The 24832-nt window shown below is 66.1% G+C and carries 23 protein-coding genes and 2 tRNA genes; 10 read left to right on the top strand and 15 right to left on the bottom strand.

What is annotated here, in order from left to right; all coding sequences use genetic code 11:
• Positions 1-14: 14 nt before the first annotated feature.
• The 7 genes from AC3QL2_RS03025 to AC3QL2_RS03055 all read right to left on the bottom strand — a co-directional run bounded on the left by AC3QL2_RS03025 (position 15) and on the right by AC3QL2_RS03055 (position 6245).
• A complete protein-coding gene (locus tag AC3QL2_RS03025; protein ID WP_493233894.1) occupies positions 15-617 on the bottom strand; it encodes a hemerythrin domain-containing protein in 603 nt (200 codons plus the stop codon).
• Positions 614-1672: a branched-chain amino acid ABC transporter permease gene (locus AC3QL2_RS03030; protein ID WP_493233896.1), complete on the bottom strand. Its 1059-nt coding sequence runs from the start codon at positions 1670-1672 to the stop codon at positions 614-616. Before AC3QL2_RS03030 ends, AC3QL2_RS03025 begins: the two co-directional genes overlap by 4 nt.
• Positions 1673-1677: 5 nt before the next feature.
• On the bottom strand, positions 1678-2538 hold the full coding sequence (locus tag AC3QL2_RS03035; RefSeq protein ID WP_493233898.1) for a branched-chain amino acid ABC transporter permease: 861 nt from the start codon (positions 2536-2538) through the stop codon (positions 1678-1680).
• 2 nt (positions 2539-2540) lie between these two features.
• Complete coding sequence (locus AC3QL2_RS03040; RefSeq protein WP_493233899.1) at positions 2541-3245, bottom strand: ABC transporter ATP-binding protein; 705 nt, start codon at positions 3243-3245, stop codon at positions 2541-2543.
• Positions 3242-3958 carry an ABC transporter ATP-binding protein gene (locus tag AC3QL2_RS03045; protein ID WP_493233901.1) on the bottom strand — a complete coding sequence of 239 codons (717 nt, stop codon included), beginning with the start codon at positions 3956-3958 and terminating at the stop codon, positions 3242-3244. Before AC3QL2_RS03045 ends, AC3QL2_RS03040 begins: the two co-directional genes overlap by 4 nt.
• A 20-nt stretch (positions 3959-3978) precedes the next feature.
• Positions 3979-4872 (bottom strand): SphA family protein, encoded by an 894-nt coding sequence (locus AC3QL2_RS03050; protein WP_493233902.1) that lies wholly within the window; start codon positions 4870-4872, stop codon positions 3979-3981.
• Positions 4873-4973: 101 nt separating this feature from the next.
• A complete protein-coding gene (locus AC3QL2_RS03055) occupies positions 4974-6245 on the bottom strand; it encodes an ABC transporter substrate-binding protein (protein ID WP_493233904.1) in 1272 nt (423 codons plus the stop codon).
• A gap of 190 nt (positions 6246-6435) precedes the next feature.
• Here AC3QL2_RS03055 and AC3QL2_RS03060 point away from each other — a divergent pair, with 190 nt between their 5' ends.
• From AC3QL2_RS03060 to AC3QL2_RS03095, 8 genes are all read left to right on the top strand, one after another.
• A complete protein-coding gene (locus AC3QL2_RS03060) occupies positions 6436-7332 on the top strand; it encodes a LysR family transcriptional regulator (RefSeq protein ID WP_493233905.1) in 897 nt (298 codons plus the stop codon).
• Between the two features lie 208 nt (positions 7333-7540).
• On the top strand, positions 7541-8467 hold the full coding sequence (locus AC3QL2_RS03065; protein WP_481119022.1) for a catechol 2,3-dioxygenase: 927 nt from the start codon (positions 7541-7543) through the stop codon (positions 8465-8467).
• A 120-nt stretch (positions 8468-8587) separates the two neighbouring features.
• Positions 8588-9382, top strand: coding sequence for an SDR family NAD(P)-dependent oxidoreductase (locus tag AC3QL2_RS03070; protein WP_493233907.1), 795 nt, complete (start codon positions 8588-8590; stop codon positions 9380-9382).
• Positions 9383-9405: 23 nt separating this feature from the next.
• The gene (locus AC3QL2_RS03075; protein WP_493233908.1) at positions 9406-10320 is read left to right on the top strand and encodes an acetaldehyde dehydrogenase (acetylating); all 915 of its coding nucleotides are present in this window, start codon (positions 9406-9408) and stop codon (positions 10318-10320) included.
• Positions 10321-10453: 133 nt separating this feature from the next.
• Positions 10454-11449 carry a 4-hydroxy-2-oxovalerate aldolase gene (gene dmpG, locus AC3QL2_RS03080; protein WP_493240411.1) on the top strand — a complete coding sequence of 332 codons (996 nt, stop codon included), beginning with the start codon at positions 10454-10456 and terminating at the stop codon, positions 11447-11449.
• Positions 11446-12234 (top strand): 2-oxo-3-hexenedioate decarboxylase, encoded by a 789-nt coding sequence (gene dmpH, locus AC3QL2_RS03085; RefSeq protein WP_493233912.1) that lies wholly within the window; start codon positions 11446-11448, stop codon positions 12232-12234. Before dmpG ends, dmpH begins: the two co-directional genes overlap by 4 nt.
• A gap of 29 nt (positions 12235-12263) precedes the next feature.
• Positions 12264-12455 (top strand): 2-hydroxymuconate tautomerase, encoded by a 192-nt coding sequence (gene thmT / locus AC3QL2_RS03090; protein ID WP_254051019.1) that lies wholly within the window; start codon positions 12264-12266, stop codon positions 12453-12455.
• A 149-nt stretch (positions 12456-12604) separates the two neighbouring features.
• Positions 12605-12937, top strand: coding sequence for a 2Fe-2S iron-sulfur cluster-binding protein (locus tag AC3QL2_RS03095; protein ID WP_493233914.1), 333 nt, complete (start codon positions 12605-12607; stop codon positions 12935-12937).
• A 96-nt stretch (positions 12938-13033) separates the two neighbouring features.
• Here the strand turns inward: AC3QL2_RS03095 and AC3QL2_RS03100 are convergent.
• The 8 genes from AC3QL2_RS03100 to AC3QL2_RS03135 all read right to left on the bottom strand — a co-directional run bounded on the left by AC3QL2_RS03100 (position 13034) and on the right by AC3QL2_RS03135 (position 20330).
• Positions 13034-13118: transfer RNA gene (locus AC3QL2_RS03100), tRNA-Tyr, on the bottom strand.
• Positions 13119-13178: 60 nt separating this feature from the next.
• Positions 13179-13254, bottom strand: a tRNA-Ala gene (locus AC3QL2_RS03105).
• Between the two features lie 56 nt (positions 13255-13310).
• Positions 13311-14285: an L-threonylcarbamoyladenylate synthase gene (locus tag AC3QL2_RS03110; protein ID WP_493233916.1), complete on the bottom strand. Its 975-nt coding sequence runs from the start codon at positions 14283-14285 to the stop codon at positions 13311-13313.
• Positions 14286-14297: 12 nt separating this feature from the next.
• Positions 14298-15452: a 5-(carboxyamino)imidazole ribonucleotide synthase gene (locus AC3QL2_RS03115; protein WP_493233918.1), complete on the bottom strand. Its 1155-nt coding sequence runs from the start codon at positions 15450-15452 to the stop codon at positions 14298-14300.
• A gap of 18 nt (positions 15453-15470) precedes the next feature.
• A complete protein-coding gene (purE, locus tag AC3QL2_RS03120; RefSeq protein ID WP_493233920.1) occupies positions 15471-15968 on the bottom strand; it encodes a 5-(carboxyamino)imidazole ribonucleotide mutase in 498 nt (165 codons plus the stop codon).
• A gap of 3 nt (positions 15969-15971) precedes the next feature.
• Complete coding sequence (gene folD, locus AC3QL2_RS03125; RefSeq protein WP_493233922.1) at positions 15972-16829, bottom strand: bifunctional methylenetetrahydrofolate dehydrogenase/methenyltetrahydrofolate cyclohydrolase FolD; 858 nt, start codon at positions 16827-16829, stop codon at positions 15972-15974.
• A 179-nt stretch (positions 16830-17008) separates the two neighbouring features.
• A complete protein-coding gene (locus tag AC3QL2_RS03130) occupies positions 17009-17641 on the bottom strand; it encodes a response regulator transcription factor (RefSeq protein ID WP_493233924.1) in 633 nt (210 codons plus the stop codon).
• On the bottom strand, positions 17616-20330 hold the full coding sequence (locus AC3QL2_RS03135; RefSeq protein ID WP_493233926.1) for a PAS domain S-box protein: 2715 nt from the start codon (positions 20328-20330) through the stop codon (positions 17616-17618). Before AC3QL2_RS03135 ends, AC3QL2_RS03130 begins: the two co-directional genes overlap by 26 nt.
• Before the next feature lie 197 nt (positions 20331-20527).
• On the opposite strand from AC3QL2_RS03135, the gene AC3QL2_RS03140 reads away from it, so the two are divergent.
• Both AC3QL2_RS03140 and aceE read left to right on the top strand, forming a co-directional pair.
• Positions 20528-21721 (top strand): ABC transporter substrate-binding protein, encoded by a 1194-nt coding sequence (locus AC3QL2_RS03140; RefSeq protein WP_493233928.1) that lies wholly within the window; start codon positions 20528-20530, stop codon positions 21719-21721.
• A 430-nt stretch (positions 21722-22151) separates the two neighbouring features.
• Entirely contained in the window at positions 22152-24827 is a 2676-nt protein-coding gene (aceE, locus tag AC3QL2_RS03145; RefSeq protein ID WP_493233930.1) for a pyruvate dehydrogenase (acetyl-transferring), homodimeric type, read from the top strand.
• Positions 24828-24832: the final 5 nt, after the last annotated feature.

The raw sequence follows: 24832 nt of genomic DNA on the forward strand, positions 1-24832 counted from the left end.
TCTGGTCTGATGAATCAGGTGCCGCCCAGCCCAACCGGCGGCGGGGCGAGGCGGACGATGCGCGAGAAGAGCTGCTGGTAGAGCGGGTCGAGGCCGCTGACCCCGGCGCCCGCCAGCAAGCGACCGAGGGGGTCGTGGTTGGCCGCGAAGGCCTGGTCCATCTCCGCCCAGTCGGCCTCGCTCAGGCTGCGCTCGGCGGCCGGCAGCACGATCTCCTCTTCGAGGCGCATGTGGTCCTCGTAGAAGCGCAGGTAGACACCGACACTGGACTCGAAGACGGCGCGGCGCTCATCACCGAGCAGTTCCCAGGCGAGCAGTTCGTGCTGGAGGCGACGCACGGTCTCCTCGCCGCGGGCGTGCTCCCGGTCGAGGCGTGCCACCACGTCGCCGACCTCCGGCGCACGCGCCACCACGCGCGGGAAGAGCAGGCTGGACTCGATGGGGTGGTGCTGCTTCTCGGGGATCTCGTCGATGTAGAACAGCATCGCGCGGACCACCTCGAAGTAGGCGACGCAGTCTTCCCCCGGCCCCATGCGGACCATCATCGCGAGGGACTGCAGCATGGCGGCCAGCGACGCGTGTTCGTCGCGGATGACCTGTTTCGTCAGCGTGCTCATAGGCTCACCTTGGGCATCAGTTGGGAAGGTGCGGGGACCGGCGCCGGCACCTCGGCCGGAACCGGCGCAGCGTCGAGCTTGAGGATTCGCCGCGTCGGCAGCATCTCAAAGCCCAGGCGGCGCTGCAGGAAGCCGCCGAGCCCCTCGCGGAAAAACAACGTCATGGCGATGGCCAGCAGGCCGAGGCCCATCTGGTACCAGGTGCCGTAGTCGCTGAAGAACTTGTTGAGGGCCCAGAACACCACGGCGCCGATCAGCGGCCCCTCGATGCGGCCGATGCCGCCGATCATCACGATGAAGATCGCGAAAGCCGTCCAATTCACCCCGAAGGCGGCGTCCGGGCTGATGCGCAGGTTGCTGACGAAGTACAACGCCCCGGCCATGCCGCAGCCGAAGGCAGCCACCACATACACCGCCAGCTTCATGCGGGCCACGCCGACGCCCTGGCTCTCGGCCGCCACCTCGCTGTCGCGGATGGCCTGCAGGGCCAGGCCCTGCTTGCTGCGCAGGAACAGGTACACCAGCGCGATGGCCGCCACCACGCAGCCCAGCGCGACCCAGTAGGTGGTGTGCTCGCGGGTTGCCCGGCTGATCCCGCGCAGCGCCGTGAGGCTGGTGCCGGAGCCGCCACCGACCGCCGACACGTTGGCGATGCTGAGGCGGAACACCTCGGCGATGACCCAGGTGCCGATCGAGAAGTAGCCACCCTGCAGCCGGAAGGCCAGCCGCGACACCGGCAGAGCAGCCAGCGCCGACACCAGCGCCGCCAGCGGGATGGCCAGGAAGGGATTGAAGCCGAGGAAGTTGCCGAGGCTCAGCATCACGTAGCCGCCAAGCCCGAAGAAGGCCTGCTGGCCCACTGACACCATGCCGCCATAGCCGGCCAGCAGGTTCCACATCATCGCGAAGATCAGGTAGCAGGCGATCTCGACGAACTCCCGCATCCACGACGATTCGCCCCAGAAAGGTAGCGTCGCAGCCGCGACGCACAGCGCAGCGCCGATCCCGATGGTCGCCTGGGACGCCCGGGTGCTGCGAATGACGGTTGCACTCATGTCTCTCAACCCTTCGTTTTCGGAAAAAGGCCGTTCGGGCGGACGAGCAGCACGGCCAGGAAGACCAGGTGCCCGAACCACACGCCCCAGCCCGGATCGAACTTGAAGCCCACCTGCTGGCTGACGCCGAGGACCAGCGCGCCGACGAAGGTGCCCCAGAAGGAGCCCATACCGCCGATGATCACCGACTCGAAGGCGAACAGCAGGAGCAACGGGCCGTCGGCCGGCGACACCGTCGTGCGCAGCCCCTGGAACAGGCCGGCCAGCGCGATCAACACGAAGGCCAGGGCCGTCGCCACCGAATAGACCTTGGCCGAGTTCAGCCCCATCAGCTCGGCCGCCTCGCGGTCGTCGGATACGGCGCGGAAGGCGCGGCCGAGGGATGTCGTCGAGAACAGCAGCTGCAGGCCGGCGGTGCAGGTCAGCGCCGCAACCAGGATCAGCAGCGGCAGCGTGCCGACGTAGATGTCCCCGCCGAGGTTGAGGCTGCCGGTGGCCAGTTCGCCCGCATCCAGCGAACGGGGGTCCGCCGAGTAGATTTCCAAGAGCGCGTTCTGGATGACGATCGACAGCCCGAAGGTGACGACCAGCGACGGCAGCGGGTCCTTGCCGAGGGTGCGGTTGAGGACGGTCCGCTGCAGCGCGTAGCCGACCGCGAAGGCCACCGGCAGCAGCACGACGCCGGCCATCACGAAATGGCCGCCGACCAGCGGCGCCACGGAGATGGCGGCAAAGCCGCCGGCCACGATGAGGTCGCCCTGGGCGATGTTGGTGAGGCGCATGACGCCGAACATCAACGACAACCCGAGGGAGAACAGGCAGTACAGCCCCCCGAGCAGCAGCCCCTGAATGATTGTTTCAGTCATGTCTAGATTCCAAAGTAGGCCTGGCTGATCTGCTCGCGGGTGAAGCCGTCGCTGCCCCCTTCGAGGGACACGCGCCCTTCCTGGAAGCAGTACAGGCGTTGCGACACCCGCTGGGCGACCATCACGTCCTGCTCGACGATCACCACGCTCATGCCTTCGGCGGCGATGGCCGGCAGCGCGTCGTAGATCTCCTTGATGACGATGGGCGCGAGGCCCAGGGAGATCTCGTCGCACAGCAGCAGGCGCGGGTTGCTCATCAGCGCGCGGCCGATGGCCACCATCTGCTGCTGCCCGCCCGACAGGGAGGTGGCGGGCACTTTCCGCTTCTCCTTGAGGATCGGGAACATGCCGTACAGGCGCTGCAGGCTCCACGGCCCCGGCCGGCGGGCGTAGCCGCCCATCAGCAAGTTCTCCTCGACGCTCAGGCTGGGAAACAGGCGGCGCCCTTCCGGCACCAGCGCGACGCCCTGGCGCACGATGTCGCCGGGCACGCTGCCACCGCTGGGCTTGCCATCGATCAGCACGGTTTCCGGCGCTACGCGCACGAGGCCGGTCACCGACTTGAGGAAGGTGCTCTTGCCGGCCCCGTTGGCGCCGATCACCGCCACCGTCTCGCCTTCGCCGATGTGGAAGTCGATGCCGAACAAGGCCTGGGCATCGCCGTAATGGGCCCGCAGGCCCACCGTTTGCAGGAAAGGCGCCGTCATGCTTCGAGCCCCATGTAAACGCGCCGCACGTCCGGGTTGCCCATCACCGCCTCGGGCTCCCCTTCCGCCAGCTTCTCGCCGAAATTGATGACCAGCAGGCGGTCGGCGATGGACATCAGGGCGTGCACCACGTGCTCGATCCAGATCATCGTCGTGCCCTCTGCCTTGATGCGCTTCAGTTCCGCCACCAGCTCGGCCGCCTCGTGCTCGGTGAGGCCGCCGGCGATCTCGTCGAGGAGCAGCAGCTTCGGTTTGGTGGCCAGCGCGCGGGCCAGCTCCAGGCGCTTGCGGTTGAGCAGCGTGAGGCTGCCCGCCGGCTTGTTGGCATGGGGCAGCAGGCCGGTCTTGTAGAGGATCTCGGCCGCCGTGTCCCAGGCCTGGCGCTCGCTGAGGCGGGCGCCGAAGCAGGCGGCGGTGACGAGGTTCTCGAAGACCGTCATGTTCCCGAAGGGATGGGGCACCTGGTAGCTGCGCCCGATGCCCGCCCGGCAGCGCTGGTGCGGCCGCAGGGCGGACACGTCCTGCCCCGCGAAGGTGACGCTGCCCGCATCGACGCGCACATCACCGGATATCAAATTGAACAACGTTGTCTTGCCGGCGCCGTTCGGCCCCAGGATGCCGAGCGTCTGGCCCTCCTCGACGGAGAACGAGACATCCCGGGTCACCTTGAGGGTGCCGTAGCTCTTGCTGACGTTGTCGACCCGTAGCAGCACGTCGATCTCCCGGGCCGCGCTCAGAGCGGGAAGACGGCCTTGACCCAGAACGCGGCGCCGTCGGCGCGGTTGCGCACGGCCATCTCGTCCTGGTACTTGGCGGTGATGAACCAGCCCTTGCCGCTGTCGTAGCGCACCGACGGACCGAAGGCGACGGCACGGCCCTTGTTGTTGTCGATGGTCACGCCGTTCTGCGAATCATTGGTGAGCTGCTGGTAGTAGTAGCCGCCGACGCCCAGCGTCCAGCCGCCGCCCACGCCCCAGCCGGCGGAGTAGTCGACGATCAGCTCCTTGCCGTCCTTGTAGTCGGTGTCGTCGTTCTTGAAGTTGTAGGTCCACATCGTCTTCAGGTCGGCGTTGAAGCCGTGGGGCTGGATGTAGCTGAAGCCGAGCACGGGCTGCAGCGCCCAGTGGTTGCGGCCGATGTTGGCCACATCGCCCTTCTTGTAGGCGCCGGTCGGCGCGTAGATGTCGAGGGCCAGCACGCTGTGCAGCTTCTCGGAGAGGTGCCAGCCGAGCACCGGGCCGAAGGTCATGTCGCCGAAGCCGGTCTTGCTCTGCTGCACGCCGGAGGCCACGTTCACGTCGAGATTGACGATCGGCAGGATGGCCTGCACGCCCAGCGAGGCGCCCGCCACGACCATCGGCGTCACATACACGACCCGCGGCACGATGGCGTTGGCGGTGACCTTGAAGGTGGACGGCGTGACCACTTCGCCGCCGTTGCCGCGCACCGCATCGGCGCTGTAGTGCTGGTACCAGGCCATGCCATACAGGCCCGGCGGCGGCAGTGCGCAGCAGGTGTAGTTCTCGGCGCCCACCGGGTAGATCGTGCCGCCGCCTTCGGTAGCTTCGGCCGCACCGGCCAGGGCTGCCAGCGCCAGAGCAAGGGCTGCGTTCAATTTATTGTTCATGGTCCGACTCCTCCTTTTTTTGGATGTGCGCGCCCCTGCGGGGCGCGACCTAGGTCGCCCGCATTGTCTCGATACGGGTTATGGGTGATGCCGGCTGGGGATCAGCCGTATTTGATGGGCAGCAGCTCGGCCTGAACGGGAATCATCGGGGCTTGGCTGTTATCGACGATCACCAGTTCCAGGCCCTTGCCGCGCTTCTGCCACTGGCCGGCGACCAGCGGGGTCTTGCTGATGTTGGGCACCGGCCCCTTGCGGAAGTCGATGTGGCCGACGACGGTGTCGAGGCTGGTGCCGCGGATCGCGTTACGGATTGCTTCCGGGTCCTTGCCGCCGGAACGCTTGAGCACGTCCAGCGCGGTTTCGAACAGGGAGTGCTTGAGGCCCAGCGGCATCGTCCAGGGCTTGCCGCTGGCGGCCATGTAGGCGTCGGCCAGCTGGCGCGCGCTCTGGCCGGTGAGGCTGGACTTGAACGGGTGCGCCGGGCTCCACATCAGCTCGACGGTGAGCCCCTCGGCACGGTCGCCGAAGGCCGCGATGGCCGCCGGGAACTCGGTTGCCTTGGCCACCGTGACGATCTTCGGGCGGAAGCCCTGCTGGCCGGCCTGGTTCCAGAAGTTGGCGAAATCCGGCGGCGGCACCACGCCGGTCACGATGTCCACGCCAGCGCCCTTGAAGGCCGAGATGAAGGACGAAAAATTGTTGATCGGCGACTGGAAGCGGCCGCGATCCACCACCTTGAAGCCCTTCGAGGCCAGCACCGGCGGGAAGCCCAGCTTGCCGTCACCCCACGCGTTGCCGTCCTCATCGTTGGGCCACAGGCCGCCGACCGCCTTGGAGGTGGGGATCTTGCCCCACAGGCTGGAGAAGGCACCGATGATGTCTTCCAGGCCCCAGAAGAAGTGGTAGGTCCACTCGAAGCCCTGCTTCGGGTCGCCCTTGCGGCCGAAGAAATAGGGCTGCCACGGGGCATCGTTGGTGATACAGGGCACGCCGTTGAGCTCGCACTGGTCGGCCACCGGGTTGGTGGTGGCCGGCGTGGAGGACGCGATAACCAAATCGACCTTGTCGCGCAGGATCAATTCGGCTGCGGCGGCGCCGGCGCGGTTCGGATTGGACTGGGAGTCCTTATAGACGATCTCCACCGCGTATTTCTTGCCACCGGACACGATGCCGCCGGCCACCGCCTTGCGCACCTGCTCGAGGGTGAAGGCATCGGGTTCCGCAAAGGCCGCCAATGGGCCGGTCTGTGGGCTCACATAGCCGATCTTGAAGGTCGTCCCGCCGGCGGCGCGCACCCACGGCGCGGCCAGCGACGTCGCCGCCACGGCGGCCCCGGACTTGAGGAGGGTGCGGCGAATGTGGTTTACCGTCATTTTTGTCTCCTGATATTTTTTCGTGTCTAATGTTCGCCCCGCCTGCGCCGGTAATTGGCATTGCGAGTGAATTGACGCTTTCTTGATGGCGGATGGGCAGGAATTGCCCGATGCCTGCGGCGAATTCTCGGCCCGGCGAAATGGCACGTCCAATATCGTTTTTGTCTTCAACTATACCGGGGAGGTATAAATGGAGTTGCGCCAGCTAAGGTATTTCGAGGCCGTGGCAAGCACCCTCAATTTCAGCCGTGCTGCCGAACGCCTGCACATCGCGCAACCTCCCCTGTCGCGCCAGATCCAGCAGCTCGAGGAGGAACTCGGCGTCCCGCTGCTCGACAGATCGAGCCGGCCGCTGAAGCTCACCAACGCCGGCAGCTTCTTCTACGACCAGACCGTGCAGGTCTTGGCCCGCCTGAAAGAGATCCAGAAAGCCACGCGGCGGATCGGCGCCGGCAGCACGCGCTGGATGGGCATCGGCTTCGTGCCGTCGATCCTCTATGGCTTCCTGCCCAACGTGCTGCAGCGCTTCACCACCGAGAACGACAAGCTCGACATCTCCCTCTCCGAGCTGACCTCCGTGCAGCAGGCCGAGGCGCTGAAGGCCGGGCGCATCGACGTCGGCTTCGGCCGCCTGGCGATCCAGGACGAAGGGTTGGAGAACATCGTCCTCACCGAAGAGGCGCTGGTCGTCGCCGTCCCCAGCAACAGCCCGCTGACCCGCGAGGCCTCGATTCCGCTCAAGCGCCTCGCCAGCGAGGTACTGGTGCTCTACCCCGCCTCGCCGCGCCCCAGCTTCGCCGACCAGGTGCTGCACCAGTTCAGCGTGCGTGGTTACGAGATCGGCAAGACCTACGAGACCAACGGCCTGCAGACCGCCATCGGCCTCGTCGCCGCCGGCATGGGCGTGACACTGGTGCCGGAATCCGTGCAGCGCCTGCGCCGCGACGATGTGACCTACCGCCCCCTCGTCGAGCAGGGCCTGACCTCCCCGCTGATCATGACAATCCGCACCGGCGACACCTCGGCCCACGTCGCCACCTTCCGCGCGATGATCGAAGCCGCGCTGGTCTCGCCGGACGCAAGCTGAGCCGTCACCGGCCGCCCACTACTATATCGATCAGGTATGGAGAGCAACCCCATCAGTATTTGACGCCATCCTCCTTTGCTTCGACCATTACAGCATGACGTGGTCGGCACGCCCGGCCCGCCAATAAGAAACATGCGCATCGCATTGCGCGGATGATTTATTCAAGACAAATAAATCTGCTGATCGAACCATTAAAAGGAGGATTCAAATGTCAATGACGGGAGTATTGCGGCCGGGACACTGCCAATTGCGCGTTCTGGACCTGGAGGAATCGGTCAATTTCTATACCAATGTATTTGGCCTGGTCGAAACGGGACGGGACAAATCGGGTCGCGTCTATTTCAAATGTCATGACGAGCGCGACCACCACAGCTTCATCATCCGCGAAGCCGACCGCGCCGGCATGGACTTCTATGCCTTCAAGGTGCGCGACAAGGCCACGCTGGAAAAGCTCAATTCCGACCTGCGCGCCTACGGCGTGCCGACCGAACGCATTCCGGCCGGCGAACTGCTCGAAACCGGCGAGCGCGTGCGCTTCGAAGTACCCACCGGCCACCTGATCGAGCTCTATGCTGAGAAGACCGCCGTCGGCGATGGCCTCGGCTATGTGAATCCGGACGTGATCATCGAGAACCGCAAGGGCATCTCGCCGGTACGCCTCGACCACTGGCAGATCCACGGCGCCGACCTGGATGGCAGCCGCGACCTGTTCGTCAATGTGCTCGGCTTCAGCCTGGTGGAGAAGATCCTCGGCGAAGACGGCAAGACCGACATGGCCGTGTGGCTGAGCTGTTCCACCAAGGCCCACGACATCGCCTTCGTGCGCGACGAGCGCAACAACACGCTGCACCACGCCTCCTTCCTGCTGGAAACCTGGGAGCAGGTGCTGCGCGCCGCCGACCTGATGGGCAAGTACCGCGTCTCCATCGACAACGGTCCGCTGCGCCACGGCATCACCCGCGGCACGACGATCTACTCCTTCGACCCGTCCGGCAACCGCCTGGAAACCTTCTGCGGCGGCTACGACTTCTATCCCGACATGCAACCCTACACCTGGACCTGGGACGAACTGGGTTCGGCGATCTTCTATCACACCCGCGCCCTCAACGAGCGCTTCCTGACCGTCGTGACCTGACGACGGTGCCGCGGACGGGCTGACGCCCCGGCCCGTCCGGCCCTTCCCTCTGTCTGACCGAGCGACGTCCCCGCGCCCTGCGCGGGAGGCGAAGGGCCCGCTCACCCTCTGGAAACGCAAATGGATCTTCAACTCCTTGGCAAACACGCACTGGTGACCGGCTCGACGGCGGGCATCGGTTTCGCCACGGCCCAGCGCCTCGCCGCCGAAGGCGTGGCGGTAACGCTCAACGGGCGCACCGCGGCCGGTGTCGACGCCGCCGTCCAGCGCCTGCGCGCCCTCCTCCCCGACGCGCGGGTGGACGGCATCGCCGCCGATCTCGCCGGCCCGGACGGTGCCGCCCTTCTGGCGGAACGCTGCGAGCACGTGGACATCCTGGTCAACAACCTCGGCATCTATGAACCGAAGCCTTTCGAGGAGATCAGCGACGCGGACTGGCTGCGCTTCTTCGACGTGAATGTGATGAGCGGCGTGCGCCTGTCCCGCGCCGCCTTCCCGGCCATGAAACGGCGCGGCTTCGGGCGGATCATCTTCGTGTCCAGCGAATCCGGTCTCAATCCGCCGCCCGAAATGATCCATTACGGCATGACCAAGGCCGCCCAGCTGTCCATCGCCCGCGCCCTCGCCGAGGCGAGCAAGGGCACGGCTGTCACCGTCAATGCGGTCCTGCCCGGCCCGACCCGCACCGAAGGCTCCCGGGCCTTCACCGAGCGCCTGGCCCGCGAACAGGGCATCGACGAGGCTCAGGTGGAGCGCAACTATTTCGCCGAGGAGCGCCCTGCTTCGCTGCTCGGCCGCTTCATCGACCCGGCCGAAGTGGCCGCCACCATCACCTACCTGTGCAGCCCCCTTGCCGCCGCGACCAACGGTTCGTCCGTGCGCGTCGATGGCGGCATCGTGCGCAGCATCGTTTGACGAACTTTCCCGAGGACATTGCGATGACCCAAAAAATCAAATGCGCCCTGATCGGCCCGGGCAACATCGGCACGGACCTGCTGGCCAAGCTGCAGCGCAGCCCCGTGCTGGAGCCGGTGTGGATGGTCGGCATCGACCCGGAATCCGACGGCCTCAAGCGCGCCCGTGAGATGGGCCTCAAGACCACCGCCGACGGCGTAGACGGCCTCCTGCCCCACGTGCTCGCCGACGGCGTGCAGATCGCCTTCGACGCCACCTCCGCCTACGTGCATGCCGAGAACAGCCGCAAGCTCAACGAGCTCGGCGTGCTGATGGTCGACCTGACCCCGGCCGCCATCGGCCCCTACTGCGTGCCGCCGGTCAATCTGAAGCAGCACGTCGGCCAACGGGAAATGAACGTGAACATGGTCACCTGTGGTGGCCAGGCGACGATCCCGATGGTCGCCGCGATCTCCCGCGTGCAGCCGGTGGAATACGGCGAAATCATCGCCACCGTGTCCAGCAAGAGCGCCGGCCCCGGCACCCGCAAGAACATCGACGAATTCACCCGCACCACCGCCGGTGCGGTCGAGAAGGTCGGCGGCGCCAAAAAGGGCAAGGCCATCATCATCATCAACCCGGCCGAACCCCCGCTGATGATGCGCGACACCGTGCATTGCCTCGTCGAAGGCGACCCCCAGCAGGACGCGATCCGCGAATCCATCCAGGCCATGATCCAGGAAGTCCAGAAGTACGTGCCCGGCTACCGCCTGGTCAATGGCCCGGTCTTCGACGGCAACCGCGTCTCCGTCTATCTCGAAGTCGAAGGCCTCGGCGACTACCTGCCCAAGTACGCCGGCAACCTGGACATCATGACCGCCGCCGCCGCCCGCACGGCCGAGATGTTCGCCGAAGAGATCATCAAGGGCAGCCTGACCCTCCAACCCATCACCGCCTAAGGAAAGCACCATGGAACTCAAAGGCACAAAAATCCCGCACGAGCCCACCGCACGGCCGCCCGAAGGCGGGCGAGATCCCCTCGGGGGATCGGCGGCCGTAACCGGCAGCCGAGGGGCCGTCACTGTGCATGACATGACCCTGCGGGACGGCATGCACCCCAAGCGTCACCTGATGAGCCTGGAGCAGATGAAGAGCATCGCCACCGGCCTCGACGCCGCCGGCGTGCCGCTGATCGAAGTTACCCACGGCGACGGCCTGGGCGGCAGCTCGGTGAACTACGGCTTCCCGGCCCACACCGACGAGGAATACCTGTCCACCGTCATCCCGCTGATGAAGCAGGCCAAGGTCTCGGCGCTGCTCTTGCCGGGCATCGGCACCGTCGATCACCTGAAGATGGCCAAGGAACTGGGCGTCTCCACGATCCGCGTCGCCACCCACTGCACCGAGGCCGATGTGTCCGAACAGCACATCACGATGGCCCGCAAGCTCGACATGGACACCGTCGGCTTCCTGATGATGGCCCACATGAACAGCCCCGAAGGGCTGGTCAAGCAGGCCAAGCTGATGGAGAGCTACGGCGCCAACTGCATCTACGTGACCGACTCGGCCGGCCACCTGCTGCCCGAAACCGTCAAGGCCCGCCTCAGCGCGGTGCGTGAAGCGCTGAAGCCGGAGACCGAACTGGGTTTCCACGGCCACCACAATCTGGCGATGGGCGTGGCCAACAGCATCGCCGCCATCGAAGTGGGCGCCACGCGCATCGACGCGGCCGCCGCCGGCCTGGGCGCCGGGGCCGGCAACACGCCGATGGAAGTGCTGATCGCGGTGTGCAGCCTGATGGGCATCGAGACCGGTGTGGACGTGGCCAAGATCACCGACGTCGCCGAAGACCTGGTGGTGCCGATCATGGACTTCCCGATCCGCATCGACCGGGATGCGCTGACCCTCGGCTACGCCGGCGTGTATGGCTCCTTCCTGCTGTTCGCCAAGCGCGCCTCCAAGAAGTACGGCGTGCCGGCCCGCGACATCCTGGTCGAACTGGGCCGCCGCGGCATGGTCGGCGGGCAGGAGGACATGATCGAAGACACGGCCATCACGATGGCGCGGGAGCGGGGGCTGACCGTATGAAGCTCGATACCAAGACCATCGCCCAGTTGGCCGAACACCTGGAAAACTGCCAGCTGGAAGCCCGCGACACGCCAAAGATCACCGACCAGCATCCGGACATGGACTGGGACGATGCCTACGCGATCCAGCGGGAAATCCTCCGCCGCAAGCTCGGGCGCGGCCGCCGCGTGATCGGCCTGAAGGCCGGCCTCACCTCCCACGCCAAGATGAAGCAGATGGGCGTCACCAGCCCGGTGTTCGGCTTCATGACCGACGACTACGTGGTGCCCGACTGCGGCGAAGTGAAGGTCGCCGAGCTAATCCACCCGAAGGTCGAGCCGGAAATCGCCTTCGTGCTCAAGCATGCCCTGCGCGGCCCCGGCTGCCACGTGGGCGCAGTGCTGGCCGCCACCGAGTATCTGCTGCCGGGCGTCGAAGTGATCGACAGCCGCTACCGCGACTTCAAGTTCGACCTGAAGAGCGTGATCGCCGACAACACGTCGGCCAGCCGCTTCGTGGTTGGCGGCGTACCGACGGCAGCGACCGGCATCGACCTGGCCACCCTCGGCGTCGTCATGGAGAAGAACGGCGAGCCCGTCGCAATGGGCGTCGGCGCCGCAGTGCTGGGCAACCCGGCCTCTGCCGTGGCGATGCTCGCCAACCACCTGGCGAACCACGGCGAGGAAATCCCCGCCGGCGCCGTCGTGCTCTCCGGCGGCATCACCGAGGCCGTGGCCGTGGCAGCGGGCGACACCGTCACGCTGCGGGTCCACGGCATGGGCGCCACGACCCTGCGCTTCGTTTGACCCCACCCACCGAGAAAAGGAAGACAGCAATGCCGTTCGCACAAATCTACATGATCGAAGGCCGCAACGAAGAGCAGAAGCGGGCCGTCATCGAGAAGGTCAGCCAGGCGCTGGTGGAAGCCACCGGCGCGCCGAAGGAAGCGATCCGCGTCTGGATCTCGGAAGTGCCCAAGACCAACTGGGGCATCGCCGGGCAGACGGCGAAGGATCTGGGGCGCTGACCCCGCGCTCCCAGGATCCAACGATGTGGCGGCCCTCCCCGGCCGCCACATGAACATCCGGCGTCGGGCCCCTGCAGCCCCGGCACACCGGCGACGGGAAAGGCTCCACCAAGAAGAGCGTCCCGGCAACCATCCATACGGAGGAGACCATGGCTGAACGCCATTCCATTCATCTCGCCAATACCGACGAGCGCTACACCTGCGCCGAGAGCCAGGACATCCTGCGGGCCATGGAAGTCCTCGGCCGCAAGGGCATTCCCGTTGGCTGCCGCGGTGGCGGCTGCGGCATCTGCAAGGTGCGCATCACCCACGGCCAGTATGAAATCCGGAAGATGAGCCGAGCCTTCGTCAGCGAGCGCGAGGAAGGCTCCGGCGTCGTCCTCGCCTGCCGTGTGTTTCCCCGCGGCGACCTGCACCTGGATGCACTGGACGTGCTCGCCCGCTGCGTGGAACGCAAGGCGAAGGCTGGTGCCTCGGGTTAGCACGCCCTTTTCCACTTCCCCGCGCCAAAGCACGGCACCGTGCTACGCACAGCAAAAAGGCCCAAGCTTACGCTTGGGCCTTTTTATGAATTCGAGTGGTGGAGGGGGAAGGATTCGAACCTTCGAAGGCAGTGCCGTCAGATTTACAGTCTGATCCCTTTGACCGCTCGGGAACCCCTCCACGGGGTGCTGCTGATTTGAAGTGCCAGCAAGCAAGACTTGTTGGCACTCTTTGAAACTTTGGTGGACCGAATGAGGATCGAACTCACGACCTCCGCATTGCGAACGCGGCGCTCTCCCAGCTGAGCTATCGGCCCACGCGAAGCGCGCATTATAGCGAACTTGGGTGCAGATGCAAATACTTCGCGTACGTTCAGGTTTCGTCGTCTTCGCCCGACCCCACCGCCGCACGCCCGAGGCGATCAATCACCGCCCCCCACACCGCCTCGTCCGGCAAGGCTTCGACAAGGATGCGGACGGCCGGTGACTCATCGAGGCTGCGCAGCGCCGCATACAGATCATGGCCATAGCCGGCTGGGTCGGCGGGTGCCGCGATCCAGATCACTTCAGCCGGCAGATCCACCGGCGCCGGACGGCGAGCCAGCACTGCATCACCGGCCTGCAGTCGAGCGGGAATGCTCTCCGCCAGCACCAGTTCCAGCGGCGTCCGCGGCGCGTAGTGGGCAGCCAAAGCGCCAGAAACGCGGGGCGCGGCATCGGGCTGGGCTTCCTCGCCGCGCAGCCGCGGACGGCGGCCGATGACGCGGGCGATGTCATCCACGCCGATGGCGCCCGGACGCAGGATTACCGGCACGTCCCGCGACAGGTCGAGGATCGTGGATTCCAGGCCGACCTCACAGGCACCGCCGTCGAGGATCATGGCTACGCGATCGCCCAGTTCCTGCCGCACATGCTCGGCGGTGGTCGGGCTGATCCGTCCGAAACGGTTGGCCGACGGCGCTGCGATGCCGGAGCCGAAGGCGCGCAGCAATTCCAGCGCCACCGGATGATTGGGCACGCGCAGGCCGACGGTGTCCTGTCCGCCGGTGACCACGTCGGGCACGCCCTCCTCCTTCTTCAGGATCAGGGTCAGCGGCCCGGGCCAGAAGGCGCGGGCCAGCGCGATGGCTTCCTTCGGAATGTCGCGCGCCCAGGTGGTGAGCTGTTCCGCGTCGGGCAGATGGACGATCAGCGGATGGTCGGCCGGACGGCCCTTGGCGGCGAAGATCCGCGCCGCCGCGTCGGGGTTCAGTGCATCGGCGCCGAGGCCATAGACCGTCTCGGTCGGCAGGGCGACCAGTTCGCCCTGGCGCAGCAGTTCGACTGCGCGCCGGATATCATCGCCCATCACCATTGCTGCTTACTCGTCGCGGATGCCGATGGCCGCGCGGGCCGCCATGGCCTTGGCCAGCACCTCGGCGGAATCGTCGCCGACCACCGTGAAATGGCCCATCTTGCGGCCGTGGCGGGCCTGGTGCTTGGCATACAGATGCAGGCGCAGACCGGGCACGGCGTGCAGCAGGGTCCAGTCCGGCTCCCGGTAGCGGCCTTGCGGCGAACCACCGTCGTACCACAGCTCGCCGAGCAGGTTCACCATCACCGATGCGCTGTGCTGGCGTGCCTCGCCAAGGGGCAAACCACATAGCGCGCGGACCTGCTGCTCGTACTGACTGGTCACGCAGGCGTCGATGGTGTGGTGGCCGCTGTTGTGCGGGCGCGGTGCCATTTCGTTTACGTAAAGCTCGCCGCGGGACACGAAGAACTCCACCGCCAGCGTGCCGATGAAGCCCAGCCGCTCGGCGATGCGTTCGGCGTACTCCTGGGCCGAATCCCGCTGGCAGGCAGAAGTCCGCGCCGGCGCGATGGACACGTCGAGGATGCCGCGACTGTGCTGGTTCTCGACGGTCGGGAAGCATTTGACCGTTCCGTGCTCGTCACGGGCCAGCACCACCGACACTTCGTAGTCGAGGCTCAGCATGCGTTCCAGCACGCAGGGCTCGCCCTTGAACTGGCGGAACGCGGCCAGCGCCTCGGCAGCATTGGCGACGCGGGCCTGGCCCTTGCCGTCGTAGCCGAAACGCGCCACCTTGAGGATTGCCGGGTAGAGGCCGGCATCCGCCGCGGCGATGTCGGCTTCCGCCTGGATCACCGCGAACGGCCCGTGGGGCAGTCCGTTGTCGCGCAGGAAGGATTTTTCCGCGATGCGGTTCTGGCACACCGCCACCGCCGCCGCGCCGGGACGAACCGGCACGAACTTGGCCAGGTAGTCGAGGGTCGCCGCCGGCACGTTCTCGAACTCGGTGGTCACCGCGGCGCAGGCTTCGGCGAGCTGGTCGAGGGCCGTGAAATCGTCGTAACCAGCCTGCAGGTGGCGGTCGGCGATCAAGCCGGCCGGGCTGTGGGGATCCGGGTCGAGGACCCACACCTTGTAGCCCATCTCGTGGGCCGCAGCAACGAAGAAGCGGCCGAGCTGGCCGCCGCCGAGCATGCCGAGGGTGGCGGGCGGAAGAATCATCGTTTCTATCCTGCGAAATCAGACAGGGTCGAGGGTCATTGCCAGTACGCTGGCGGTCTGCTCGGCGCGGAAGGCATCGAGCTTTTCAGCCAGCGCCACATCGGTACCGGCCAGCAGTGCCACCGCGAACAGGCCCGCGTTGGCGGCACCCGCCTCGCCGATGGCGAAGGTGGCGACCGGAATGCCCTTCGGCATCTGCACGATGGACAGCAGCGAATCCTTGCCCGACAGTGCCTTCGATTGCACCGGCACGCCCAGCACGGGCACTGTCGTCTTGGCGGCGATCATGCCCGGCAGGTGGGCCGCACCGCCGGCACCGGCAATGATCGCCCGCAGGCCCCGCGCACTCGCTTGTTCCGCATATTCGAACATCAGGTCGGGGGTGCGGTGGGCGGAGACCACGCGGGCCTCGAAGGGCACGCCGAAATCCTTCAGCACCTTGGCGGCGGCCTGCATGGTGGGCCAATCGGAATTGGAGCCCATGACGATGCCGATGACGGGTTGTTGCTCGCTCATTGTTCAGGCCTTCCGGGCTGCGCGGGTTGCCGACTCGACGGTGTTGGCGAGCAGCATGGTGATGGTCATGGGGCCGACGCCGCCGGGCACCGGGGTGATCGCGCCGGCCACGTCCTTGGCGGATTCGAAATCGACGTCGCCGCACAGCTTTCCATCAGGCAGACGGTTGATGCCCACGTCGATGACGACCGCGCCGGGCTTGACCATGTCGCCGGTGACGAACTTCGGCTTGCCGATGGCCGCCACCAGGATGTCGGCGCGGCGGGTGTGGAAGTTCAGGTCGCGGGTGCCCGAATGGCACACGGTGACGGTGGCGCCGACGGCGGTGAGCAGCATCGCCATCGGCTTGCCGACGATGTTGGAGCGGCCGATGACCACGGCCTCGGCGCCACGCAGCGGCATGTCGATGCTCTTCAGCATCTCCATCACGCCGTTCGGTGTGCACGGCACGAAGGCTTCCTGCCCCTGGGACAGGCGGCCGACGTTCTCGGCGTGGAAGCCGTCCACGTCCTTCTCGACGGAAATGGCCTCAAGCACGGCCTTCTCGTCGAAGTGCTTCGGCAGCGGCAACTGCACCAGGATGCCATGCACCGACGGGTCGGCGTTGAGCTCGGCGATCTTGCCCAGCACGTCGGCCGGCGCGGCATCCTGCGGGTATTCGAACTTGAGGGACTTGATGCCGGCCTTCTCGCAGCCGGCCACCTTGTTGCGGACGTACACGGCGGAGGCCGGATCGCCCCCCACCAGGATTACCGCGAGACAGGGCTGGGTGCCCTGGGCGGTCAGTTCAGCCGCCTTCGCGGCGAGTTCTCCGCGCAGTTTCGCGGAAAGCGCGTTGCCATCGATAATGCGAGCCGTCATGCCGCTGCCCCTCAGGAAAAACCCGTGAGTTTACCATGGCTTGCACAGAGGGCGAATTCGGGTTTTGAATGGCTGCGTAAGGCGTCACGGGGGCGGGCAAGCGTGGAAGCATCCCGTGGGATCGCAGGCGCTTGCAGACGGCAGCGGCCACGGCATGCCTGCCCTGCCCCCGGCAACACTCAGGCCCGGTTCACCTCGATGGCCATCACGTTCTGCACCAGCTCAGCCAGGGACTGGGCGGCCATCTTTTCCATCACGCGGGCGCGATGGACTTCGACGGTCTTGATGCTGATCCCCAGCACGTCGGCGATCTGCTTGTTGAGCTTGCCGGCGATGATCAGCTCAAGCACCTCGCGCTCCCGCTGGGTGAGCTGGTCAAGGCGGCGCGCCACCTCCGCATCCTGGCGGCGGCGGGCGCGGCTTTCCTGCTCCTTGGCCAGGCACTGGGTGACGAGGCGCAGCAGCTCGGCATCGTTGAACGGCTTCTCGATGAAATCCACCGCGCCTTTCTTGAGGGCGGCCACCGCCATCGGCACGTCGCCATGGCCGGTGATGAAGATGATCGGCAGCGTGCAGTACTGGGCGCGCAGGCGCTCGTGCAGCTCCAGCCCGCTCATGCCGGGCATGCGCACGTCGAGCAGCAGGCAGCCGTTGAACTCCGGCCGCCAGGCGCGCAGGAAGTACTCGGCGGACGCGAAGGCCTCGACCTTGAAACCCTGCGATTCGAGCAGCCAGACCAGGGAATCGCGCAGGGCTTCGTCGTCATCCACCAGGTAGATGATCTGTTCAGGCGTCGAGGCTGGCGGTTTCACGGATGGTCTCCAGAGGCAAAGTGAAGCGGAAGATACATCCTCCCGCGGGGTTGGCGTCTACCCATAGACGCCCTTCGTGGAATTCGACGATGGAACGGCAGATGTTGAGCCCCATGCCCATGCCTTCCGACTTGGTGGTGTAGAAGGGCGTGAACAGCCGCTCCCGCGCCTCATCGGACAGCCCGGGGCCGTGGTCGGCGATCTCCACCTCCACCTGCTCGTGCTCTACACAGTGGGCTGACACGATCAGCACGCGTTCTTCGGCCGGCGTGTCACGCATCGCTTCGATGCCGTTCTTGACCAGGTTGAGCACCACCTGCTCGACCATCACCGCGTCGACGAACACCTGCGGCAGGTCGTGCGGCAGCTGGTTCAAGACCTGCGCGCCGTGGCGGCGGGCGTCCACCTCGAGGAAGCCGATCGCGTCGTCCACGATGCCCGCCAGGGACACCGGCGCGCGGCGCGGCTCGCTCTTGCGTACGAACTCGCGCACGCGGCGGATGATCTTGCCGGCCCGCTCTGCCTGTGCGCTGGCCTTCTGCATCGCGGTGAGGATGTCCTCGCGCCGGTATTCCCCGGACTGCAGCCGATTGACGCAGCCCATCGAGTAATTGGCGATGGCGGCCAACGGCTGGTTGAGTTCGTGAGCCAGCGTGGACGCCATCTCGCCCATCGTGATCAGGCGCGAGGTGCGCTGCAGGCGCTCCTGCTGGGCGCGGTTCTCCTCATCCACTCGTTTGCGGTCGGTGACGTCGGTGGCGATCGCCATGCGCACCACGCGGGCGTCCACCCAGCGGATGGCGCGCTCGCGGATGTGGTACCAACGCCCCGACAGCGTGTTGCGCAGCTCGCCGTCATACAGTTCGCGGGGCACGTGGTCCAGCGTCAGGCGACGCGGGTCCACGTCGTACCACTGGGTATCCGGCGGCGTCGGCAGGCCGTAGCTCCCGACCCGCTGGCCGACAGCGTCGAAGCCGTAAATGCTCTTGAAGGCTCGGTTGGCGAAGAGGATCTCGTCGCTGGCCGCGTCGGCCACGTACACCGCCGCATCGAGGCCGTCGAGCACCGCGACGAAACGCTCGTGGGCCGCTTCCAGTTCGGCGCGCACCCGCTTCGGTTCGGAGATGTCGGTGATCGACGCCATCCAGCCGGTCTGCCGCCCTTCCCCGTCGATCAGTGGCGACAGGTAGAAGCGGGTGTCCAGGCGCTGCCCGTTCTTGCGCCGGATACGCATCTCGAAGCCGGTGTTCGGCGCGTTGCCGGCGAGGGTCAGTTCGAGGTTGCGCTGCAGCGGGTCGTAGCTGTCCTTCGGCCAGTAGGGGAAAGGCGCCCGCGAGCCGACCAGTTCCTCCCGCGACCAGCCGGTCATGCGGCAGAAGGCCGGGTTCACGTAGATGATCTCGCCATTCAGATCGATGGCGCGCAGGCCGGTGACCAGGGATTCCTCCATCGCCTGGCGGAAGGCGTACTCGGCGCGCAGCGCCTCCTCTGCCGCCTTGCGCCCGGTGATGTCGTGGGCGACGGCGTACATCAGCTTCTCCTCGGGCACCGAGTTGACGCTCCAGGCCAGCCACTTGTAGGTGCCGTCGGCGCAGCGGCAGCGGTTCTCGAAGGCGCCCGGCGTGCCCGAGGCGAGGCTGCGCAGGTGCTCGATGGTCTCGGCCACGTCCTCGGCGTGGATGAAGTCGAGGAAGGAGCGCCCGGGCAAGTCGTCCGGGCGATGGCCGAGGATCCGCTCGAAGGCCGGATTGCTGCGCCGGAACTCCCCGTCGAGGCTGAGAATCGCCAGCATATCGAGGGACAGGTTGAAGAGGCGGTCCCGCTCCTTCTCCACGCGCACGCGGCGGCGCATGTGGGCGCGCAGCAGCCACAGGCTCCACAACACGAACACCGACAGCCCGACGATGACAATGATCGGAAAGCCCTTCGGCAGATCGCTGGCCACATGGTAGGCCGTCGCCTGCAGGGACAGGCCGTTGCCCGGCGGATCGAGTTCCACCGAGAAGGCCAGGCTCTCGTCGAGGGGATGGGCCGCCGAGTTCATGCCCAGCACTTCGCCCTCCGGGCCGGTGAAGGCCAGGCGGTACTTCTCGCCAAACCAGCTCGGCACCAGGTGCGTGACCATGCGCTCGATGGAATACACCGCGATGATCGCACCCAGCGGGGTCCGCCCCTGCTGCACCGGTACATAGACTTCCAGCACCGCCATGTTGCGGCCGTTCACATAGGCCTCGCCATATACCGGCCGCCCGACGTCCCAGGCCCGCGCCAGCACCGCCGCCTGGGTGGCCGACAGCGCATCGCCGGCCAGCCAGTCAGTAGTATCGAAAGGCGCCGTCCATTTGACGCGCTGCCCGCCGGCCACCCACACCACGTTGACCAGCTCGGGATTGTTGGCGATGTGCTGGTTGGCCCGCACCTGGAAGGCGTCGGCATCCAGCGTGCCCGCCGCCAGCTCGCGGGACAGCTGGGACAGGAACTCCTCGGTGCCCTGCATGTGCAGGCGCATCGTCTGTTCGGCCCACTGCACGTCGCGCGCCAGCGCGTTGCTCTGGGTCTCACGTTCCTGGTGCTGCAGCGTCCACACGATGACCAGCATGGCCAGCGCGAACACCAGCACGGCAATGTAAGGCGCCGTCCAGTACCAGTCGGCACGGGGCAGCGCGGAAGATCGAGACTTGTTCGGCATTTGCCTTTCATCCTGCTAGGGTCCGCCAGGGCCGGGCATCCGGGCTTACCCTAACCGGGCAGCCCTTGTCCCTCCAGGCACGACGGGCCGGAGGCTACGGGTTTTCACCAATACCCGCCCCCCAGGCGACGGAATAGCTTGCGACGTTCATCCGCAGCGACTTGCAACAACACCTACAACGACAGGCGGAGACACCCTTGCTTCGAATCGTGCGCCTGGCCGGCATCGTCGCCTTCAGCCTGACCGCGCTGTGCGCCAGCGCCGTCGAGCCGATCAAGGTTGGCGTGTCCGGCCCCTTCACCGGTGGCTCGAATCCGATGGGCATCGCGATGCGCGACGGCATCCGCCTGGCCGCGCAGGAGATCAACGAAGGCGGCGGCATCCTCGGCCGGCCGATACAGCTGATCGAACGGGATGACGAAGCCCTCCCCGAGCGCGGCGCCCTGGTCGTCCAGGAGTTGATCAACCGGGAACGCGTGATCGCCGGTCTTGGCATCGTCAATACCGGCGTCGCACTGGCCAGCCAGCGCTTCTATCAGCAGGCCCACATCCCGATGATCACCTCGGTGGCCACTGGCTCGATCATCACCAAGCAGTTCCTGCCGCCCCAGTACCCGGACAACTACATCTTCCGCGTGTCAGCGCCGGACGCCATCCAGGCCGCGATGATCGTCGAGGAGGCGGTCGAGCGGCGCCACCTGCACAAGCTGGCGATCTTCCACGACAGCACCAATTATGGCCAGCTCGGCCGCGAGGACCTGGAGCGCGCCCTCGAACGCCACGGCATCAAGCCGGTCGTCATCGAGCGCTTCAACATCCGCGACGTGGACATGACACCGCAGCTGACCCGCGCCCGCACCGCCGGCGCCGAAGGCATCCTCACCTACGGCCTCGGCCCCGAGCTCGCCCACCTTGCCAACGGCATGGTGCGGATCGGCTGGAAGGTGCCGCTGGTCGGCAGTTGGGCGCTGGCCATGTCGAACTTCATCGACAACGCAGGCCCCAACGCTGAGGGCACCCGCATGCCGCAGACCTTCATCCAGGAAGGCGAGACGCCGCGGCGCAAACGCTTCATCGAACGCTACCGCAAGGCCTTCGGCGTGGAACGCATTCCGGTGCCGCCGGCAGCCGCCCAGGGTTATGACTCCATGCTGCTCCTCGCCACCGCCATCCGCCAGGCGCGTAGCACCGAAGGGCACCGCCTGCGGGAGGCGCTGGAATCGCTGAAGGAACCTGTAGAGGGCATCGTCATGGTATATGATCGCCCCTTCTCCAAGACCGACCACGAGTCCATCGACTCGACGCGCATCCCGGTCATGGGGGAAGTACGTAACAGACAAGTGGTCTTCGCCTACGACGAAGACCGGAAGCGGGACGCGTTTCACAAATGATCCCGCCACGCGGAACACCCATTTCCGCAAGCGGCCGGGGGTTTTCTCCCTCCCTCCCTCGCCCCCGGCCGTTTTTTTTCCTCAATCCGTCGAACGAAGCTTCGCCGGCCGAGGCCTTCGGGCCCGGCTGGCGCTAAGCCTTGCGGACACACCCTCTGATGTCCGCGTTCCCGCTCCTCGCCAATCCACCCCACCGTCGTTCCGCACGGGCGCAGTCGCGCCCGCAGTCCGTCCACCGCAGCCCGCCACCGGTCAAAAAAACAAAAATTTACTCAGAGTAGAAGTTCGCCCTTATTGCACATTGCGATAGTTCGTTTTATATTGCGAAAAATCAGGACCGCGATCCGGTCCGCGCAGGTTTGCAGTGAAGCCCCGCTGTCGCCACCCGCGACGGCTATCCACAACCCGCAAGTCATGAGGAGACAAGACCATGGCCGCGAATACGCAAAACATCCTGGCTGACATCGATGCCCAGGAAACCAAGGAATGGCTGGACGCACTCGAAGCAGTCGTCGCTCAGGAGGGCTCCGAGCGGGCTCACTTCCTGATCGAGAAGCTGATCGAAGCCGGACGTGAAGAAGGGATCGACATCCCCTACTCCGCCAACACCCAGTACATCAACACCATTCCGGCCGACCAGCAGCCCAAGTACCCGGGTGATCCGGACATGGAGATCAAGCTCCATTCCTATATCCGCTGGAATGCCATGGCCATGGTCGTGCGCGCCAACAAGCACACCAACGTGGGCGGCCACATCGCCTCGTTCGCTTCGGCCGCAGCCCTCTATGACGTCGGTTTCTCCCACTTCTGGAAGAGCGTCGACCACGAAAGCGGTGGCGACCTGATCTTCTTCCAGGGCCACTCGGTGCCGGGCGTCTACTCCCGCGCCTACATGCTCGGCCGCCTGTCCGACGAGCAGATGGACAACTTCCGCCAGGAAACCGACGGCCAGGGCATCTCGTCCTACCCGCACCCCTGGCTGATGCCGGACTTCTGGCAGTTCCCCACCGTCTCCATGGGCCTCGGCCCCCTGTGTGCGATCTACTCCGCGCGCTTCATGAAGTACCTCGCCAGCCGCGGCCTGATCGACGCCGCCAAGGCCGAGCAGCGCAAGGTGTGGGCTTTCCTGGGTGACGGCGAGACCGACGAAGTCGAGTCCCTCGGCGCCATCGGCATGGCCGCCCGCGAGAAGCTGGACAACCTGATCTTCGTGATCAACTGCAACCTGCAGCGCCTGGACGGCCCGGTGCGCGGCAACGGCAAGATCATCCAGGAGCTGGAAGCCGAATTCCGCGGCGCCGGCTGGAACGTCATCAAGCTGATCTGGGGCACCCACTGGGACGCCCTGCTGCAGCGCGACACCAAGGGCATCCTCAAGAAGCGCATGATGGAATGCGTGGATGGCGAATATCAGACCTTCAAGGCCAAGAACGGCGCCTACGTCCGCGAGCACTTCTTCAACACGCCCGAACTGAAGGAACTCGTCGCCGACTGGACCGACGACGACATCTGGCAACTGAACCGCGGCGGCCACGATCTGTTCAAGATCTTCTCCGCCTACAAGGCCGCCTCCGAGCACAAGGGCCAGCCGACCCTGATCCTCGCCAAGACCATCAAGGGCTTCGGCATGGGCCAGTCCGGTGAGGCGATGAACATCTCCCACCAGCAGAAGAAGCTCGACATCGAGTCGATCAAGCGCTTCCGCGACCGCTTCGGCCTGCCGGTGCCCGACGACCAGCTCGCCGAGCTGCCCTACCTGAAGTTCCCGGAAGACTCCGCCGAATACAAGTACATGCGCGACCGCCGCATGGAACTGGGCGGCTTCCTGCCCAGCCGCCGCCGCAAGGCCGACGCGCTGCCGGTGCCGGCCCTCGACACCTTCGGCGCGCTGCTGAAGGCCTCCGGCGAAGGCCGCGAGCTGTCCACCACGATGGCCATCGTGCGCATCATGAACACCCTGCTGAAGGACAAGCAGATCGGCAAGAACATCGTCCCGATCGTGCCCGACGAGTCCCGCACCTTCGGCATGGAAGGCATGTTCCGCCAGTACGGCATCTGGAACCAGCAAGGCCAGAACTACGTTCCGGAAGACCATGACCAGCTCATGTTCTACAAGGAAAGCGTCACCGGCCAGGTTCTGCAGGAAGGCATCAACGAAGCCGGCTCGATGGCCGACTGGATCGCCGCCGGCACCGCCTACAGCGTGCATGGCGTGCAGACGATCCCGTTCTACATCTTCTACTCGATGTTCGGCCTGCAGCGCACCATGGACCTGTGCTGGGCGGCTGCTGACCAGCGCACCCGCGGCTTCCTGATCGGCGGTACCGCCGGCCGCACCACGCTGAACGGCGAAGGCCTGCAGCACGAGGACGGCCACAGCCAGCTCCTCGCCAACATGATCCCCAACTGCATCAGCTACGACCCGACCTTCCAGTACGAAGTCGCGGTGGTCGTGCAGGACGGCCTGCGCCGCATGTTCGCCGAGCAGGAAGATGTCTACTACTACATCACCGTGATGAACGAGAACTACGAGCACCCGGAAATGCCGGTGGGTGCCGAAGCCGACATCATCAAGGGGATGTACGCCTTCCGTAAGGGTGGCGAAGGCGCGCTGCGCGTCCAGCTGCTGGGCTCCGGCACGATCTTCAACGAAGTCATCGCCGCTGCCGACCTGCTCAAGAACGATTGGGGCGTCGAGGCCGACATCTGGGGCTGCCCGAGCTTCAACGAACTGGCCCGCGACGGCCAGGACGCCAGCCGCTGGAACCTGCTGCACCCGCTCGAAGCGCCGCGCAAGTCCCACGTCGAACAGAAGCTCGAAGGCGCCGTCGGCCCGGTCATCGCCGCCACCGACTACATCAAGCTGTTCGCCGAGCAGATCCGTCCCTTCGTCAAGAACCCGTACATCACGCTGGGCACCGACGGTTTCGGCCGCTCCGACACCCGCGAGAAGCTGCGCCACTTCTTCGAAGTGGACCGCCACTGGGTCACCCTGGCCGCCCTCAAGGGCCTGGCCGACGAAGGCAAGATCGACCGCGACAAGGTTGCCGCCGCACTGGTCAAGTACAACCTTGACCCGTCCAAGCCGAACCCCCTGTCCGTCTGATCGCC

The organism is Zoogloea sp. GW822-FHT05C07 (assembly GCF_058800215.1).

What these genes read in the sequence shown, in the direction of transcription:
- AC3QL2_RS03025 (WP_493233894.1), bottom strand. Translation starts at nt 617, where the DNA reads ATGAGCACGCTGACGAAACAGGTCATCCGCGACGAACACGCGTCGCTG.
- AC3QL2_RS03030 (WP_493233896.1), bottom strand. Translation starts at nt 1,672, where the DNA reads ATGAGTGCAACCGTCATTCGCAGCACCCGGGCGTCCCAGGCGACCATC.
- AC3QL2_RS03035 (WP_493233898.1), bottom strand. Translation starts at nt 2,538, where the DNA reads ATGACTGAAACAATCATTCAGGGGCTGCTGCTCGGGGGGCTGTACTGC.
- AC3QL2_RS03040 (WP_493233899.1), bottom strand. Translation starts at nt 3,245, where the DNA reads ATGACGGCGCCTTTCCTGCAAACGGTGGGCCTGCGGGCCCATTACGGC.
- AC3QL2_RS03050 (WP_493233902.1), bottom strand. Translation starts at nt 4,872, where the DNA reads ATGAACAATAAATTGAACGCAGCCCTTGCTCTGGCGCTGGCAGCCCTG.
- AC3QL2_RS03055 (WP_493233904.1), bottom strand. Translation starts at nt 6,245, where the DNA reads ATGACGGTAAACCACATTCGCCGCACCCTCCTCAAGTCCGGGGCCGCC.
- AC3QL2_RS03060 (WP_493233905.1), top strand. Translation starts at nt 6,436, where the DNA reads ATGGAGTTGCGCCAGCTAAGGTATTTCGAGGCCGTGGCAAGCACCCTC.
- AC3QL2_RS03065 (WP_481119022.1), top strand. Translation starts at nt 7,541, where the DNA reads ATGTCAATGACGGGAGTATTGCGGCCGGGACACTGCCAATTGCGCGTT.
- AC3QL2_RS03070 (WP_493233907.1), top strand. Translation starts at nt 8,588, where the DNA reads ATGGATCTTCAACTCCTTGGCAAACACGCACTGGTGACCGGCTCGACG.
- AC3QL2_RS03075 (WP_493233908.1), top strand. Translation starts at nt 9,406, where the DNA reads ATGACCCAAAAAATCAAATGCGCCCTGATCGGCCCGGGCAACATCGGC.
- dmpG (WP_493240411.1), top strand. Translation starts at nt 10,454, where the DNA reads ATGACCCTGCGGGACGGCATGCACCCCAAGCGTCACCTGATGAGCCTG.
- dmpH (WP_493233912.1), top strand. Translation starts at nt 11,446, where the DNA reads ATGAAGCTCGATACCAAGACCATCGCCCAGTTGGCCGAACACCTGGAA.
- thmT (WP_254051019.1), top strand. Translation starts at nt 12,264, where the DNA reads ATGCCGTTCGCACAAATCTACATGATCGAAGGCCGCAACGAAGAGCAG.
- AC3QL2_RS03095 (WP_493233914.1), top strand. Translation starts at nt 12,605, where the DNA reads ATGGCTGAACGCCATTCCATTCATCTCGCCAATACCGACGAGCGCTAC.
- AC3QL2_RS03110 (WP_493233916.1), bottom strand. Translation starts at nt 14,285, where the DNA reads ATGGGCGATGATATCCGGCGCGCAGTCGAACTGCTGCGCCAGGGCGAA.
- AC3QL2_RS03115 (WP_493233918.1), bottom strand. Translation starts at nt 15,452, where the DNA reads ATGATTCTTCCGCCCGCCACCCTCGGCATGCTCGGCGGCGGCCAGCTC.
- purE (WP_493233920.1), bottom strand. Translation starts at nt 15,968, where the DNA reads ATGAGCGAGCAACAACCCGTCATCGGCATCGTCATGGGCTCCAATTCC.
- folD (WP_493233922.1), bottom strand. Translation starts at nt 16,829, where the DNA reads ATGACGGCTCGCATTATCGATGGCAACGCGCTTTCCGCGAAACTGCGC.
- AC3QL2_RS03135 (WP_493233926.1), bottom strand. Translation starts at nt 20,330, where the DNA reads ATGCCGAACAAGTCTCGATCTTCCGCGCTGCCCCGTGCCGACTGGTAC.
- aceE (WP_493233930.1), top strand. Translation starts at nt 22,152, where the DNA reads ATGGCCGCGAATACGCAAAACATCCTGGCTGACATCGATGCCCAGGAA.